Consider the following 12,995-nt stretch of genomic DNA (forward strand, 5'->3'; position numbering starts at 1 on the left):
TTCCGCTCCTTCCCAGCCAGGGAAATCTCAGCGGAAAACTCTAACGTCCGGTGATCCAGTTTTCGGGGAGCAGATCAAATTCTCAGGGGCACGTCACGATGACGCTGCCGTATTTGGACGTCCAGGTCAGGGAGTTCGGGCCGCCGGACCCGTCCCGCGCCATGCCGCGCGGAAAGATCCAGAGGTTGGTCATGATCTCGTCCTTCCAGTCCATCGACCGGGCGGTGATCACCGCGCCGTTGTGGCCGTGATAGACAAGGCGGGTGCAGGCCTCGGCCGCCGGAACGGCCAGCATGAAGGCGGCGGCCAGGGCGGCGACGCCCTTCTTCATTCCAATACGCATGTCGTCTCCTGAGGTGAGAGGATCATCGGGGGAGGGAGGATCAGTAGGTCAGCGACAGGCCCAGCACCGGGCCGTGGCGGGTCACTTTCCAGTCGAAGCGCTGGCCGGTGAAATCGTCCTGCTCATAGTTCTGGTGCAGCATGCGATAGCCGGCGTTGATCGAGACGGCGCCGCCCGCCAGCGGGGTGCGATAGGAGGCCAGGGCCTGCCAGGCCAGGCTGTGACGGTCATTGTCGCCCAGGCCGCCGGCGTCGACCTGGGTCCGCAGGGTCCAGCGTTCGGACACGTCGCTCTCGACCCGCAGGCCCAGCAGCAGGTCGGTCCATTCGGCGCCCTTGTGCGTGGCGCCCAGCGGGGTGTTCAACTCGGCCCGCAGCTTGCTCCAGCGGGCGCCGATCAGCGGCTCGACGCGGAAGCTGCGCGCGTCGCCGAAGGCGGTGCGACCGCCCACGGGATCGTCGATCAGGCGGAACAGCACGCCGCCCGAGACGGTGGTCGACCGGGTGCCCAGCGCGGCCGGAACGCCCATCAGGGACACGCCCTCATGGGTCTTGGCGTACTGATAGTCGACGAAGGCGCCCCAGCGGCCCTTGCGCACCTCGACGTCGCCCATGACGACGCTCTCCAACTGGTCGAAGGCGTCCGAGGCGGACACGTCCACCGGCGCCTTGTGCCCGGCCAGGGTGACGTTGCCGTCCAGGGAGGTGGTCCAGACATAGGGGCTGACGGTGACGCGCCACTGGTCGTCGGCGCCGGCCTGGGCGCTGGCGGAACCGGCGACGGCGAGGCTCGCCAGACCGAAAAGAAGCGAGGCGGGGCGGAGGAACGTCATGGGGAGTTTACTCACTGCGACCGAGAGAATCGCCCTTGGGTAGAACGGCCGTGCTTAAGTAATCGTAGATCAGCAATCTTTGATTGCATCCTCCCGCTCAGCTCGCTCCGTCATCTGAAGCCGTAGTGATCGGCCAGCGCCTGCAGGCCCTGTTTCAGCAGGGTCTTGCCCTGTCGGCGGCGCAGGGACAGGGCCTGCTCCGCCAGTTGCAGCGACGTGCCGTGGATGCAGACCTGTTCGACCATGGCGCGCAGACGCGGGCCGCAGGCGTCCAGCGCCGCCTGCACCCGCGCCGAGGCCGACAGGGCGCGGTCGCCCGGCTCGATCCGCCTCGCGCCGCCGCCGGACCCTGTGCGCGGCAGGGCGTCCCAGCGCATGGTCAGGGACGGACCGGCCGCCGCGATCTCGGCCTCGGCGCGCAGGCGCTCGCCCGCCGCGACCTCGGCCGGGGTCAGCCACGGACGGCCCGACTGGTCCTTGCGCCGAGCCAGCCACAGGATCGGGCTCTCGCCCAGATTGGCGCGGCGCATCGTCAGGCGGCCGTCGCCCTCCATCACCGCGCGCTCGCCCTCGATGACGCCGGGGCGGCCGGGCGGGGTCGAGGCGGGAGCATGGTCGTTGGCCGCGCGAGGCAGCCAGCCGCCGCCTTCGCGCAACCGCAGGCCCGGCCGTTCGATCACGGCGCGGAAGACGGCCTCGTCCAGGGTCAACACCACCCGGCTGCGTCGATCGCCGCCGAGGCGCAAGGGATAGGCGCCGTTCGCCTGATCCAGCCAGGCGCCGGGCCGTTGCAGCAGGCTGCGGGCGCGTTCCAGTTGGCGGCTCATCGGCGGGCTCCGATCTCGGGGGCCAGATCGACCAGAGGCAGCTCCATCACCGCCCGCAGCGACCCCTCCAGCCCATCCATCAGCGCGTCATAGTCGGGCCGGTCGCGTTCATCCTCGGCCCATCGACAGGCCGCGCCCGCCGTCGCCCGGTTCAGGCCGAAGGCGTGGGCCACCCGCTCCAACGGCCAGCCGAAGGAGACGTGCGCCAGATACATGGCCGACCAGCGCGCCCGGCAGGCCCTGGGCCGCACCCGCTCGCGTCGCGTCATTTCCGCGACCGGCACGCCCAGGGCCAGACCCGACAGCGACAGGGCCGCATCCGCCCGGATGCGGTCGCCCTCCGTCACCGGCACGCGATAGGGTTCCATGATCTTCGCTTCCTCCCGTCATTCCTGTGGATGCCGCCATTATGAGTGCGTTCGGCGACCGAGATAGGAATGTTGTCCTATCAAACGTCAGAAACGGTCGCTTCCCCAGGCGGAGACAGGCATCGGCGGGGGCGGTTGTGCACGGCCCCTGTGGAAGACGCGTCAGACGTCAACAGGGGAATGAGGGGGCGGCGTCAAATAAATTAACGAATCCTTGACTCAGGACTCTGGACGGCGATTCGCAAATCACCTTAGGCGTTTCATATCGGGATGCGTTAACCCTTCTTAAGGTTTTGGCCCGTTAACGTTGGAACAAGGTTACCCGGCCGTCGCTCCCGCGCGGCTATCCCAAGCTTTGCCTGGAGGGGCAAGAATGCGCGTCCTGCTGATCGAAGACGACCATGCGACAGCCCAAAGCATTGAGCTGATGCTCAAGTCGGAAGGCTTTAACGTCTATACGACGGACCTGGGTGAGGAAGGCATCGATCTGGGCAAGATCTATGACTACGACCTCATTCTGCTGGACCTGAACCTGCCAGACATGAGCGGGCTTGAGGTTCTGCGCCAGCTGCGCAACGGCAAGATCAATACGCCGGTGATGATCCTCTCGGGCAGCCATGAGATCGACACCAAGGTCAAGACCTTCGGCGGCGGCGCTGACGACTATCTGACCAAGCCCTTCCACAAGGACGAGCTGATCGCGCGCACCCACGCCGTGGTTCGTCGCTCCAAGGGCCACGCCCAGGCCATCATCCACACCGGCGAGATCGCGGTGAACCTGGACGCCAAGACCGTCGAGGTGAACAGCCACCGCGTGCATCTGACCGGCAAGGAATATCAGATGCTGGAGCTGCTCTCCCTGCGTAAGGGCACGACCCTGACCAAGGAAATGTTCCTGAACCACCTGTACGGCGGCATGGACGAGCCGGAGCTGAAGATCATCGACGTCTTCATCTGCAAGCTGCGCAAGAAGCTGGCGACGGCCGCCGGCGGCAAGCACTACATCGAGACCGTCTGGGGCCGCGGCTATGTCCTGCGCGACCCGGCCGAAGGCGCGATCACAGTCGCCGCCTGAACAGATCCCGTCTGAGCCTCCACTCAGGAACGATCCAGAAACGCCTGCCGATGAACTCGGCGGGCGTTTTTATTTGTCCTTCTCCCACAAGGGGAGAAGGGATTACCGCGCGAACGCCTCGGTCAGCACGCTGAACGTTGGGTTGGGCCGCCCCTCGTCATTGAACAGCAGGGGGCTGTCCTGGCCGTCGTCGTTCTCGCCGCGCCGCAGCCAGGAATCGCTGTCGCGCACGCCCCAGACGGTGAAGGCGAAGCGTTGTGCGGGGGGCAGGCTCACGAAGGCCTCGGCCAGTTCCGCCACGCGCGCCGTCTGCTGCTCGCGGCGCTGGGCGCGGGAACGCAGGTCCGGCATCCGGCCGCCGCGCTTCAGCGACGCATCCAGTTCGGAGACATGGATGGGCAGGCCGAACTGACGGGCCTCGTTCATGAAGCCCGCGATCTGGCCCTTGGGGATTTCGATGTCGAGGTGGGACTGGATGCCGATGCCCTGAACCGGCGCGCCCGCCTTCAGCAGCCGCTCGACCAGGCGCAGGAAGGCCGCGCCCTTCTTGGGCGTGTTCTCCAGATTGTAGTCGTTCAGAAACAGGGTCGCCTCGGGCGCGGCGATGCGCGCCTGTTCGAAGGCGCGGATGATATAGGCGTCGATGCCGCCCAGGCCCCGGCTCCAGACGCAGTCGCGATAGCCGCTTCCGTCGTCCTCGACCGGCTCGTTGACCACGTCCCAGCCGACGATCTGGCTGCGCCAGCGCCCGGCGACCTCGGCGATATAGCGGTCGTGTTCGGCGATGAAGCGCGGGCGGTCGTCGACGAGGGCGGTGAACCACGGGTGGTCCTGCGCATACCAGATCAGGGCGTGACCGAAGAGGCGGACGCCTAGATCACGCGCGAAATAGGCGATGCGGTCCGGCGCGTCGAAGCGCAGGGAGCCGTCCTCCTGAAGGATATACTCCATCTTCATCTCCCACTCGGGCGTGAGTTGGGAGAAGTGGGTGGAGACCAGCTGGAACCAGTCCTGATCCGACAGCTGGCCCGACATGGCGACGGTGCCGACCGGGAAGGGGGCGACGGCTTTCAGCGGCCGAACAGGGCCGGTCGGCGGCGTGGCGGGCGCCTCGCCCGCGCCGCAGGAGGCGAGCGCGAGGGTCGAGGCCAGCAGGGCGCGACGGTCGATCACGTCTAGCCCTCGGCGCGGCGACGCAGGCCCATTTCGTCATAGGCGGCGGCCTCGCGCTTGGCGGCGGCCGTCAGCTTGTTCAGCCGGGTGGTTTCGGCGACGTGCTCGAACTTCTTCAGCTCCTCGAAGGCGCCGGTCAGGGCGTCACGGGCGCCTTCCTCTTCGGCGGCGACGGCGGCGACCTCGGCCTCGGCGTCGGCGCGGCGCTGCTTCCAGCCGTTGAGATAGGCCTGCAGCATCATCCCGGAGGACGGATCGTGCCGCGCGTTCTCACGCTCGACCTCGGCCTCGGCGTCCAGCACGGCGACGCGCATCTCGGCCTCGGCCCTGCGGGCGCTGATCTCGGCCAGACGCTTCTGCAGCGTCTCGACCTCATAGTTGGAGATGCGGATCAGGGATTGGGCCCAGGTCGTCATGCGTCGTCTCCCGTGATCATTGGTCCACCATGCCCTGGTTCAGGATGGTTTCAAGTCTGTCGAAACTTTCGTTCAGGCGCGTCACGTCGTCCTTGTCCTGGGTCAAGAAACCTTCCAGGGCCGGATTCAGGGCGATGGCGCGGTCGACGATGGGGTCGGCCCCGGTGCGATAGGCCCCGATGCGGATCAGCTCTTCCATGTTGGAATAGGCGCTCAGGCACTGGCGCGCGCGGCGGTTCAGTTCGCGCTCGGGCGGGGACTGGTTGCCGGGCATGGTGCGGCTGACCGACTTCAGCACGTCGATGGCGGGGAAGCGGCCGCGTTCGGCGATCTTGCGGTCCATGACGATGTGGCCGTCCAGAATGCCGCGCACGGCGTCGGCGATCGGCTCGTCATGGTCGCCCCCGTCCACCAGCACGGTGAACAGGGCGGTGATCGGTCCCGCCTCGGTCCCGTCCGGCCGGATCGGCCCCGGCCCGGCGCGCTCCAGCAGCTTGGGCAGTTCGGTGAAGACGGTGGGGGTATAGCCCTTGGTCGTCGGCGGTTCGCCCGCCGCCAGGCCGATCTCGCGCTGGGCCATGGCGAAGCGGGTGACGCTGTCCATCAGGCACAGCACCTCCAGCCCCTGATCGCGGAAGAACTCGGCCACGGCCATGGTCATGTATGCCGCCTGACGCCGCTTCAGCGCCGGTTCGTCGCTAGTGGCGACCACGACGACGGCGCGTTTCAGGCCTTCTTCGCCGAGGGTCTCCTCGATGAACTCACGGACCTCGCGGCCCCGTTCGCCGATCAGGCCGACGACGACCACGTCGCAGGTGGCCTGACGCGCCAGCATGGACAGCAGCACCGACTTGCCCACGCCCGAACCGGCGAAGATGCCCAGACGCTGGCCCCGGCTGGTGGTGGTGAAGACGTCCATCGCCCGCACGCCCAGGTCCAGCCGCTCGCCCACACGGCCGCGCGAATGCGCGGGCGGCGGCGGGGCGCGCAGGGGGTAGGGGACGAGGCCCGGCGTCAACGGCCCCAGGCCGTCGATCGGCTCGCCGAAGGAATCGATGATGCGGCCCAGCCAGGCGGCGGTCGGGCGCACGCTGGCGGCGGCGTCGATGATGCGGATGTCGGCGCCCGGCGCCACGCCCTCGACCGGGCCGAAGGGCATCAGCAGGGCCTTGGCCTCGCGAAAGCCGACGACCTCGGCGGGCAGGGGGGGCTGGCCGCGTCGCTCGATCTCGGCCCGCGCCCCGACGGCCAGACGCGACAGGCCGCCGCGCGACTCGATCAGCAGGCCGCTGACGCCCGCCACCTTGCCGGTGACGACCAGCGGGTCGATCGCTTCGACGGCGGCGACGAGATTGCGCAAAGAAGGCCCCTGGGCCGCAAGAGGCGCAGCCGTTCCCCGCAAACATGCTCGATCATGGTTAACAGGGGATGAAGTCAGGCATAATTTTTCAACTTATGATTGCAAGTAATAAAGATGAAACCTTTGAAGCGCCGTTGTTATCGACAGGCTTGTCTAATCCATCGCCGTTATTCTGAAGGGGAGCGGTTCGGATGTTCAGTGGAAGTCGTCGGTTAAAACAGGCTGCGGATCGAGAGCGGCTCGAGGAACTGGACCGCCGCATGGCGGCGATCGGACGGTCCCAGGCGGTGATCGAGTTCGACCTGGACGGCACGATCCGGGACGCCAACGACAACCTGTTGCAGACCATGGGCTACGGCATGGACGAGATCCGGGGCCAGCATCACCGCATGTTCATGGATCCGGCCGAGGCGGCGACGTCCGACTACGCCGCCTTCTGGCGCGAGCTGAACGAGGGCCGCTTCGTCGCCCGCAAGTTCCGCCGCATGGCCAAGGGCGGGCGCGAGGTCTGGCTGGAGGCCTCCTACAACCCGGTGCTGGACGAGACGGGGCGGCCGCTGAAGGTGATCAAGCTGGCCGTCGACATCACCGAGGCCGAACAGGCGTCGCAGCGGGCGGAGCAGGCGCGCATGGCGGCCGAGGCGGCGCAGGCCCGGCTGGTCGGCGCTCTGGCCGAACAGCTTTCACGCCTGTCGGACGGTGATCTGAGGGCCGCCATCGAACAGGAGATGGAGGGCGCCCATCAGGCCGTGAAGGCGGACTTCAACGGCGCGGTGGCCAGTCTCAGGACGGCGTTGGAGCAGGTGCTGGCGGCGGTGGCGGCGCTGCGCGGCGGCTCGGACGAGATCAGCCAGGCGTCCGATGACCTGTCGCGCCGCACGGAACAACAGGCGGCGTCGCTGGAGCAGACGGCGGCGGCGCTGGATCAGATCACCGCCACGGTTCAGCGCAGCGCCGAGGGCGCCCGCCAGGCGGCGTCGGTCGCGTCAAAGGCCCATACCGAAGCGGGTCGCTCGGGCGAGGTGATGCGCCGCGCGGTTGCCGCCATGGACGGCATCAGCCGCCGTTCGTCCGAGATCAGCGACATCGTCGGGGTGATCGACGAGATCGCCTTCCAGACCAACTTGCTGGCGCTGAACGCCGGGGTCGAGGCGGCGCGGGCGGGCGACAGCGGGCGCGGCTTCGCCGTGGTCGCCTCCGAGGTTCGGGCCCTGGCCCAGCGTTCGGCCGAGGCCGCCAAGGAGATCAAGACGCTGATCGCCGCGTCGGGCGCCGAGGTGGCGCAGGGCGTGGAGTTGGTCGCGGAGACCTGCCGCGCCCTGGAGCTGATCGCTGGACAGGTCAATGAGATGGATGGTCTGGTCGCCGAAATCGCCGCCTCGGCTCAGGAGCAGGCCTCGGGCCTGGGCCAGGTCAATCAGGCGGTGAATCAGATGGATCAGGTCACCCAGCAGAACGCGGCGATGGTCGAGCAGACGACGGCGGCGGCAGCCAATCTGAAGACCGAGGCCGAGCACCTGGCCGAACTGGTCGGTCGCTTCCGCACGGGCGCCGACGACGGCGTGGTGCGCGAGCTGGCGAAGCGCGGCGGCCCGCCCCCGGCGCTGGAGGCGCAGCGCGCCCGCCTGCGCGCCGTGGTCAACGGTCCGGCGGTGGAGGAATGGACCGAGTTCTAGAAGTTAGAACAGCAGCTTCACCGCGCCCCGCATCAACAGGGCAAGCACGGCGCCGAACACCAGGCAGGCGATCAGGTTGGGGATCGGCCGTTGAAGCCGGGACAGCAGGAACTTCATCGAAACGCGCCTGTGGTCAGGCCGGGGCGGCCGGATCCTGCAGCGGCTGATCCTCGTCTGACGGCGAGGTCAGCACCGCGCCGACCGAGGCGGTGATGATGGCGGCGATGGCCAGCCATTGCAGGGTGCTGAGGTGTTCGCCCAGGACGAACAGGCCCGCCAGGGCGCCGATGGCCGGATCGCCGCTGACCGCCACGCCGAAGGTGCGCTTGGGAATGTGGCGCAGGGCGATCATGTCCAGCGTATAGGGCAGGGCGCTGGACACCAGGGCGACCACCAGGCCCAGGACCAGGATTTTCGGGTCGAACAAGGCCAGGCCCGCGCCGGCGATGCCGAACGGCACGACCGTCATGGCCGCCACCGACATGCCGATGGCGACCGTCGCGCCGCTGGGCAGGTGGCTGACGCGCTTGCCGAAGACGATGTAGCCCGCCCAGAACACCGCCGCCGCCGCCGCATAGGCGCAGCCGACGGGGTCCAGCGTCGCCACGCCGCCGTCCAGCGGCAACAGCAGGCCCAGACCCAGGATCGCCAGGCCGACCCAGGCGAAGTGGATCAGACGGCGCGAGTTGAACAGGGCGACCGACAGCGGTCCCATGAACTCGATCGCCAGCGCCACGCCCAGCGGAATGGTGTTCAGCGCCATGTAGAAGCTGAGGTTCATCAATCCCATGACCGCGCCGTAGATGGCCAGGGCGCGCAGGTCGCTGCGGGTGAAGGTGCTGCGCCAGGGCCGGAAGACCAGCAGAAGGAACAGGGCGGACAGCCCCACGCGCAGAGCCGCCGTCCCGGCCGGTCCGACCATGGGGTACAGGGTCTTGGCGAAGGAGGTGCCGGCCGAAAGGGACACCATCCCGCCGATCAGGGCGAGATAGGGCAAGATGGCCGCGATGCGCGGCGTGCGAAGGGCGAGCGTCAGGGAGGACATGGCGCGGAACCTAGCCAAAACTCGTCTGTGTTTCTCGCTGATTTCACCTGCCATGATGCAAGAAACAGGCGTATATTTTCATCCAATGCAAGAAAACATCGATCTCGATTCCTTCGACCGCCGACTGCTGGCCCTGGTCCGCCGCGACAATCTTCAGCCCGCGCGCGTGCTGGCGGAAAAGGTCGGCCTGTCGGAATCGGCGGTGTCGCGACGGCTGCGGCGCCTGCGCGACGAAGGGGTCATCATCGCCGACGTCTCGGTGGTCGATCCCGCCCGGCTGGGTCGCGCCCTGACCATGCACGTCCTGGTCGAGATGGAGCGCGAGGGCACCGCCGTTCTGGACGCCCTGATCGACAAGCTGACCGCCCGCCCCGAGGTGCAGGCGGCCTGGTATGTGACCGGCGACACCGACCTGATCCTCTATGTCGTCGTGCCGACGATGGAGGCCTATGAGGTCTTCACCCGCGAGATGCTGAATGATGACGCGCGCGTGCGCGCGTTCAAGACTTTGATTTCGATCCGGGAGGTGCTGCCTTTCGACCCCGCGCGGCGGGCCCTGGCGCGATGAAATTCGGTTTCAGGCCTTGATTCAGTTTCGCCGCTGAATCGCCTTGAGAATCCGGATAGGCTGATCTCATGCATGGTCGTTTTCCGATCCTCTACATCGCCGAGGCGGACGCCGAGGAGGCGGTCCTGTCGTCGGGGGCGCTGGCCCAGCTTGTCGAGGCCATCCCTCAGGCGACCTTCACCGTCGTCGGTTCGCCGGCCAGCGCGCCGCTGTTCGCCGACCTGCCGCGCCTTCAGCGGCTGATCACCCTGGACCGCGACGGGCGCTGGGACTGGATCGCCCTGTGGAACCAGGTGCGCGAGACCAACTGGGGGCTGGTGGTTGACATGCGCGGCTCGACCCTGTCGGGCAAGCTGCGGCGTCAGCGTCGGGCGGTGAAGGGCAAGGCGGCGCCGGGCGTGCATCTGGTCGAGCAGGCGGCGCGGACCCTGCAACTGGATGAGATTCCGTCGCCGAAACTGTTCATCAGCCGCGACACGCAGGAAGCCGCCGACGCCCTGATCCCGTTAGGTGAGGGCCCGATTCTGGCCATTGGGCCGGGCGCCGACTGGATCGGCAAGCGCTGGCCCGCCGATCGCTACGCCAAGATCGCCATCTCTCTGCTGGGCGAGGGCGGACCGCTGGCCGGCGGGCGGCTGATGATCGTGGGCGAGGAGGCGGACCGCGACGCGGCGCAAACCGTCCGCTCGGCGGTCAAGCGCGACCGGGTGATCGAGCTGCAGGGACGGCTGACCCGACTGCAGACGGCGGCGGCCCTGTCGCACGCGGATCTCTATCTGGGCGGCGACTCCCTGTGGACCCAGCTGGCCGTGGCGGCGGGCGTTCCGGCGGTGGCGGTCTTCGGCCCTTCGGATGAGACGCTGAAACGCCCGTGGACCGGTGTCGCCGTACGCGGCCCGCGCACCCTCAACGAGTTCCGCGAACTGGACCCGCGCCTGAACCAGCACATCCAGCACATGATGGACCTGCCCTATGAGCGGGTGCTGAAGGCGGCGAAGAAGCTGCTGGTCGAACGGGCGGCCTGATCGCCCCTCGGCTTGCGTCTCCAAGCCTTCGGCGCGCATAAGCGCCGGAGTTTCAGGAGATGCGCGATGACCCAGACCTATGACCTGATCGTTCGGGGCGGCGAGGTGGCCAACCACGCCGGGCGGGGCAAGGCCGACGTCGGCGTCATCGACGGCCGCATCGCCTTCATCGGCGACCTGTCGCAGGCCTCGGCCGGAGAGGTGTTCGACGCGACGGGCTTGACCGTGCTGCCGGGCGTCATCGACACCCAGGTCCACTTCCGCGAGCCGGGGCTGGAGTGGAAGGAAGACCTGGAGACCGGCAGCCGAGCGGCGGCTCTGGGCGGCGTCGTCGCCGTGTTCGAGATGCCGAACACCAACCCAAATACGACCGATCCCGACACCATGGCCGACAAGCTGGCGCGGGCGCGCGACCGGATGTGGACGGACCACGCCTTCTACGTCGGCGGCACGCATGAGAACGCCGCGCATCTGGCCGATCTGGAGCGCCTGCCCGGCTGCTGCGGGGTCAAGGTCTTCATGGGCGCCTCGACCGGCGACCTGCTGATCGCCGACGACGAGGGCGTGCGCAAGGTGCTGTCGAACGTGCGCCGCCGCGCCACCTTCCACTCGGAAGACGAATACCGTCTGGTTGAGCGCCGCAACCTGGCCCGCACCGGCGACTGGACCAGCCACCCCGAGGTCCGCGACGCCGAAAGCGCCATCATGTCCACCCGCCGTCTGGTCGGACTGGCCAAGGAGACCGGCGCCCGCATCCACGTCCTGCACGTCACGACGAAGGACGAGATGGAGTTCCTGCGCTTTCACAAGGACGTCGCCACCGTCGAGATTACGCCCCAGCACCTGACGCTGGTCGCGCCCGAAGCCTATGAACGCCTCGGCGCCTACGCCCAGATGAACCCGCCGATCCGCTCGCAGGAGCATGTCGACGCCCTGTGGCTGTGGGGCATGCAGCAAGGGGTGGCCGATGTGCTGGGCTCCGACCACGCGCCGCACACCAAGGAAGAGAAGTCCAAGCCCTATCCGGCCTCACCCTCGGGCATGCCGGGGGTGCAGACCCTGGTGCCGCTGATGCTGACCCATGTGGCCAACGGCCGCCTGTCGCTGGAACGCTTCATCGACCTGACCTCGGGCGGGGCGCAGCGGGTGTTCGGCACCGCCAACAAGGGCCGGATGGCCGTCAGCTATGACGCCGATCTGACTATCGTGGACCTGAAGGCGAAGAAGACCATCACCCACGACCAGCAGGCCACGCGCTGCGGCTGGACCCCCTTCGACGGCTTCGAGGCGACGGGCTGGCCGGTCGCCACCATCGTGCGCGGCCGCGTGGTGATGAAGGACGGCGAATTGATCGGCCAGGCGCATGGCCGCCCAGTGCGGTTCCAGGAGACGTTGGCGGGGTGAATCAGACCGTCACCCTCGGGCTCGTCCCGAGGGCCTAGGGTTGAATGGGCAAGAGGGCCGGATCGTCTGGCCTGATCCAATTGGACGGGAACCGGCGGCCGCAGAGATGGACCCTCGGGACAAGCCCGAGGGTGACGAGAACTTGGGAAGCGGCGCGAAACTCCAACTCGGCCTGATCGGCTTCGGCGCCTTCGGGCGACTGACGGCGAAACATCTGTCGCCGTGGTTCGACATCCTCGCCCATGACCCGGTTGTAGGCGACGGCGAGGGGCTGGCGCGCATGACGACGCTGGAAGAAGCGGCGTCCTGTCCGGTGGTGGTGCTGGCCGTGCCGGTCGGCGCGCTGGCGGAAACGGTTGCGGCGATCGCGCCTCATCTGACGCCGGGCGCCCTGATCCTCGACGTCGGCTCGGTGAAGGTGAAGCCGGCCAAGGTCATGCTGGAGGGCCTGCCCGAAGGCGTCGCCATCGTCGGCACCCACCCCCTGTTCGGTCCTCAGAGCGGCAAGGACGGTATCGCGGGGTTGAGGGTCGCCGTCTGTCCGGTGCGCGGCGACAAGGCGACATGGCGCGTGGCCGCCTTCTGCCGCAAGGCGCTGGGGCTGAAGGTCTTTGTCGTCACGCCCGAGGATCACGACCGCGAGGCGGCGACGGTGCAGGGCCTGACCCATCTGATCGCCAAGGTGCTGTTGGCGATGGAGCCTCTGCCCACGCGCATGACGACGATCAGCTTCGAGCGCGTCATGCAGGGCGTCGACATGGTCCGTCACGACAGTGCGGCGGTGTTCCGCGCCATCGAGCACGACAACCCCTTCGCCGCCGAAGTCCGCCGCCGCTTCTTCGATCTGGCCGAACAGGCGCGGGCGGAACTGGACGATTAGGGC

14 protein-coding genes are annotated in these 12,995 nt (G+C 68.0%); 6 read left to right on the top strand and 8 right to left on the bottom strand.

The genetic code is table 11. The features are described 5' to 3' along the window. Positions 1 to 82: 82 nt before the first annotated feature. From EGK63_RS03325 to EGK63_RS03340, 4 genes are all read right to left on the bottom strand, one after another. Positions 83 to 343, bottom strand: a complete 261-nt coding sequence (locus EGK63_RS03325) for a linear amide C-N hydrolase (RefSeq protein ID WP_243637553.1) — start codon at positions 341 to 343, stop codon at positions 83 to 85. Between the two features lie 40 nt (positions 344 to 383). Further along, complete coding sequence (locus tag EGK63_RS03330; protein ID WP_125899922.1) at positions 384 to 1,175, bottom strand: hypothetical protein; 792 nt, start codon at positions 1,173 to 1,175, stop codon at positions 384 to 386. A 110-nt stretch (positions 1,176 to 1,285) separates the two neighbouring features. Continuing rightward, a complete protein-coding gene (locus EGK63_RS03335) occupies positions 1,286 to 2,002 on the bottom strand; it encodes a DUF6456 domain-containing protein (protein ID WP_125899923.1) in 717 nt (238 codons plus the stop codon). Beyond that, on the bottom strand, positions 1,999 to 2,370 hold the full coding sequence (locus EGK63_RS03340; protein ID WP_125899924.1) for a chromosomal replication initiator DnaA: 372 nt from the start codon (positions 2,368 to 2,370) through the stop codon (positions 1,999 to 2,001). The genes EGK63_RS03335 and EGK63_RS03340 overlap by 4 nt, the downstream gene beginning before the upstream one ends. 373 nt (positions 2,371 to 2,743) lie before the next feature. On the opposite strand from EGK63_RS03340, the gene ctrA reads away from it, so the two are divergent. Continuing rightward, complete coding sequence (gene ctrA / locus EGK63_RS03345) at positions 2,744 to 3,445, top strand: response regulator transcription factor CtrA (RefSeq protein ID WP_125899925.1); 702 nt, start codon at positions 2,744 to 2,746, stop codon at positions 3,443 to 3,445. Positions 3,446 to 3,547: 102 nt separating this feature from the next. On the opposite strand, the gene EGK63_RS03350 is transcribed toward ctrA, so the two are convergent. From EGK63_RS03350 to fliI, 3 genes are read right to left on the bottom strand one after another with little or no spacing between them, the layout of a single operon-like run. Next, positions 3,548 to 4,618, bottom strand: coding sequence for an endo-1,4-beta-xylanase (locus EGK63_RS03350; RefSeq protein ID WP_125899926.1), 1,071 nt, complete (start codon positions 4,616 to 4,618; stop codon positions 3,548 to 3,550). 2 nt (positions 4,619 to 4,620) lie between these two features. Further along, entirely contained in the window at positions 4,621 to 5,034 is a 414-nt protein-coding gene (locus EGK63_RS03355) for a flagellar FliJ family protein (protein WP_046651652.1), read from the bottom strand. A gap of 16 nt (positions 5,035 to 5,050) precedes the next feature. Continuing rightward, positions 5,051 to 6,394: a flagellar protein export ATPase FliI gene (fliI, locus tag EGK63_RS03360; protein ID WP_046651651.1), complete on the bottom strand. Its 1,344-nt coding sequence runs from the start codon at positions 6,392 to 6,394 to the stop codon at positions 5,051 to 5,053. 191 nt (positions 6,395 to 6,585) lie between these two features. Between fliI and EGK63_RS03365 the strand changes: the two genes are divergently transcribed. Next, on the top strand, positions 6,586 to 8,070 hold the full coding sequence (locus EGK63_RS03365) for a PAS domain-containing methyl-accepting chemotaxis protein (RefSeq protein ID WP_125899927.1): 1,485 nt from the start codon (positions 6,586 to 6,588) through the stop codon (positions 8,068 to 8,070). Between the two features lie 133 nt (positions 8,071 to 8,203). On the opposite strand, the gene EGK63_RS03370 is transcribed toward EGK63_RS03365, so the two are convergent. Then, positions 8,204 to 9,115, bottom strand: a complete 912-nt coding sequence (locus tag EGK63_RS03370; RefSeq protein ID WP_125899928.1) for a DMT family transporter — start codon at positions 9,113 to 9,115, stop codon at positions 8,204 to 8,206. Positions 9,116 to 9,200: 85 nt separating this feature from the next. Between EGK63_RS03370 and EGK63_RS03375 the strand changes: the two genes are divergently transcribed. The 4 genes from EGK63_RS03375 to EGK63_RS03390 all read left to right on the top strand — a co-directional run bounded on the left by EGK63_RS03375 (position 9,201) and on the right by EGK63_RS03390 (position 12,992). Further along, entirely contained in the window at positions 9,201 to 9,683 is a 483-nt protein-coding gene (locus tag EGK63_RS03375) for an Lrp/AsnC family transcriptional regulator (RefSeq protein WP_125899929.1), read from the top strand. Positions 9,684 to 9,751: 68 nt separating this feature from the next. After that, positions 9,752 to 10,708 carry a glycosyltransferase family 9 protein gene (locus EGK63_RS03380; RefSeq protein WP_125899930.1) on the top strand — a complete coding sequence of 319 codons (957 nt, stop codon included), beginning with the start codon at positions 9,752 to 9,754 and terminating at the stop codon, positions 10,706 to 10,708. A 66-nt stretch (positions 10,709 to 10,774) separates the two neighbouring features. Then, positions 10,775 to 12,112: a dihydroorotase gene (locus EGK63_RS03385; protein ID WP_125899931.1), complete on the top strand. Its 1,338-nt coding sequence runs from the start codon at positions 10,775 to 10,777 to the stop codon at positions 12,110 to 12,112. A 106-nt stretch (positions 12,113 to 12,218) separates the two neighbouring features. After that, positions 12,219 to 12,992 carry a prephenate dehydrogenase gene (locus EGK63_RS03390; RefSeq protein ID WP_125899932.1) on the top strand — a complete coding sequence of 258 codons (774 nt, stop codon included), beginning with the start codon at positions 12,219 to 12,221 and terminating at the stop codon, positions 12,990 to 12,992. The last annotated feature ends 3 nt before the right edge of the window (positions 12,993 to 12,995 follow it).

The sequence above is a fragment of the Brevundimonas sp. 357 genome, assembly GCF_003938605.1.
GTDB lineage: Bacteria > Pseudomonadota > Alphaproteobacteria > Caulobacterales > Caulobacteraceae > Brevundimonas.

What these genes read in the sequence shown, in the direction of transcription:
- EGK63_RS03325 (WP_243637553.1), bottom strand. Translation starts at nt 343, where the DNA reads ATGCGTATTGGAATGAAGAAGGGCGTCGCCGCCCTGGCCGCCGCCTTC.
- EGK63_RS03330 (WP_125899922.1), bottom strand. Translation starts at nt 1,175, where the DNA reads ATGACGTTCCTCCGCCCCGCCTCGCTTCTTTTCGGTCTGGCGAGCCTC.
- EGK63_RS03335 (WP_125899923.1), bottom strand. Translation starts at nt 2,002, where the DNA reads ATGAGCCGCCAACTGGAACGCGCCCGCAGCCTGCTGCAACGGCCCGGC.
- EGK63_RS03340 (WP_125899924.1), bottom strand. Translation starts at nt 2,370, where the DNA reads ATGGAACCCTATCGCGTGCCGGTGACGGAGGGCGACCGCATCCGGGCG.
- ctrA (WP_125899925.1), top strand. Translation starts at nt 2,744, where the DNA reads ATGCGCGTCCTGCTGATCGAAGACGACCATGCGACAGCCCAAAGCATT.
- EGK63_RS03355 (WP_046651652.1), bottom strand. Translation starts at nt 5,034, where the DNA reads ATGACGACCTGGGCCCAATCCCTGATCCGCATCTCCAACTATGAGGTC.
- EGK63_RS03365 (WP_125899927.1), top strand. Translation starts at nt 6,586, where the DNA reads ATGTTCAGTGGAAGTCGTCGGTTAAAACAGGCTGCGGATCGAGAGCGG.
- EGK63_RS03370 (WP_125899928.1), bottom strand. Translation starts at nt 9,115, where the DNA reads ATGTCCTCCCTGACGCTCGCCCTTCGCACGCCGCGCATCGCGGCCATC.
- EGK63_RS03375 (WP_125899929.1), top strand. Translation starts at nt 9,201, where the DNA reads ATGCAAGAAAACATCGATCTCGATTCCTTCGACCGCCGACTGCTGGCC.
- EGK63_RS03380 (WP_125899930.1), top strand. Translation starts at nt 9,752, where the DNA reads ATGCATGGTCGTTTTCCGATCCTCTACATCGCCGAGGCGGACGCCGAG.
- EGK63_RS03385 (WP_125899931.1), top strand. Translation starts at nt 10,775, where the DNA reads ATGACCCAGACCTATGACCTGATCGTTCGGGGCGGCGAGGTGGCCAAC.
- EGK63_RS03390 (WP_125899932.1), top strand. Translation starts at nt 12,219, where the DNA reads ATGGACCCTCGGGACAAGCCCGAGGGTGACGAGAACTTGGGAAGCGGC.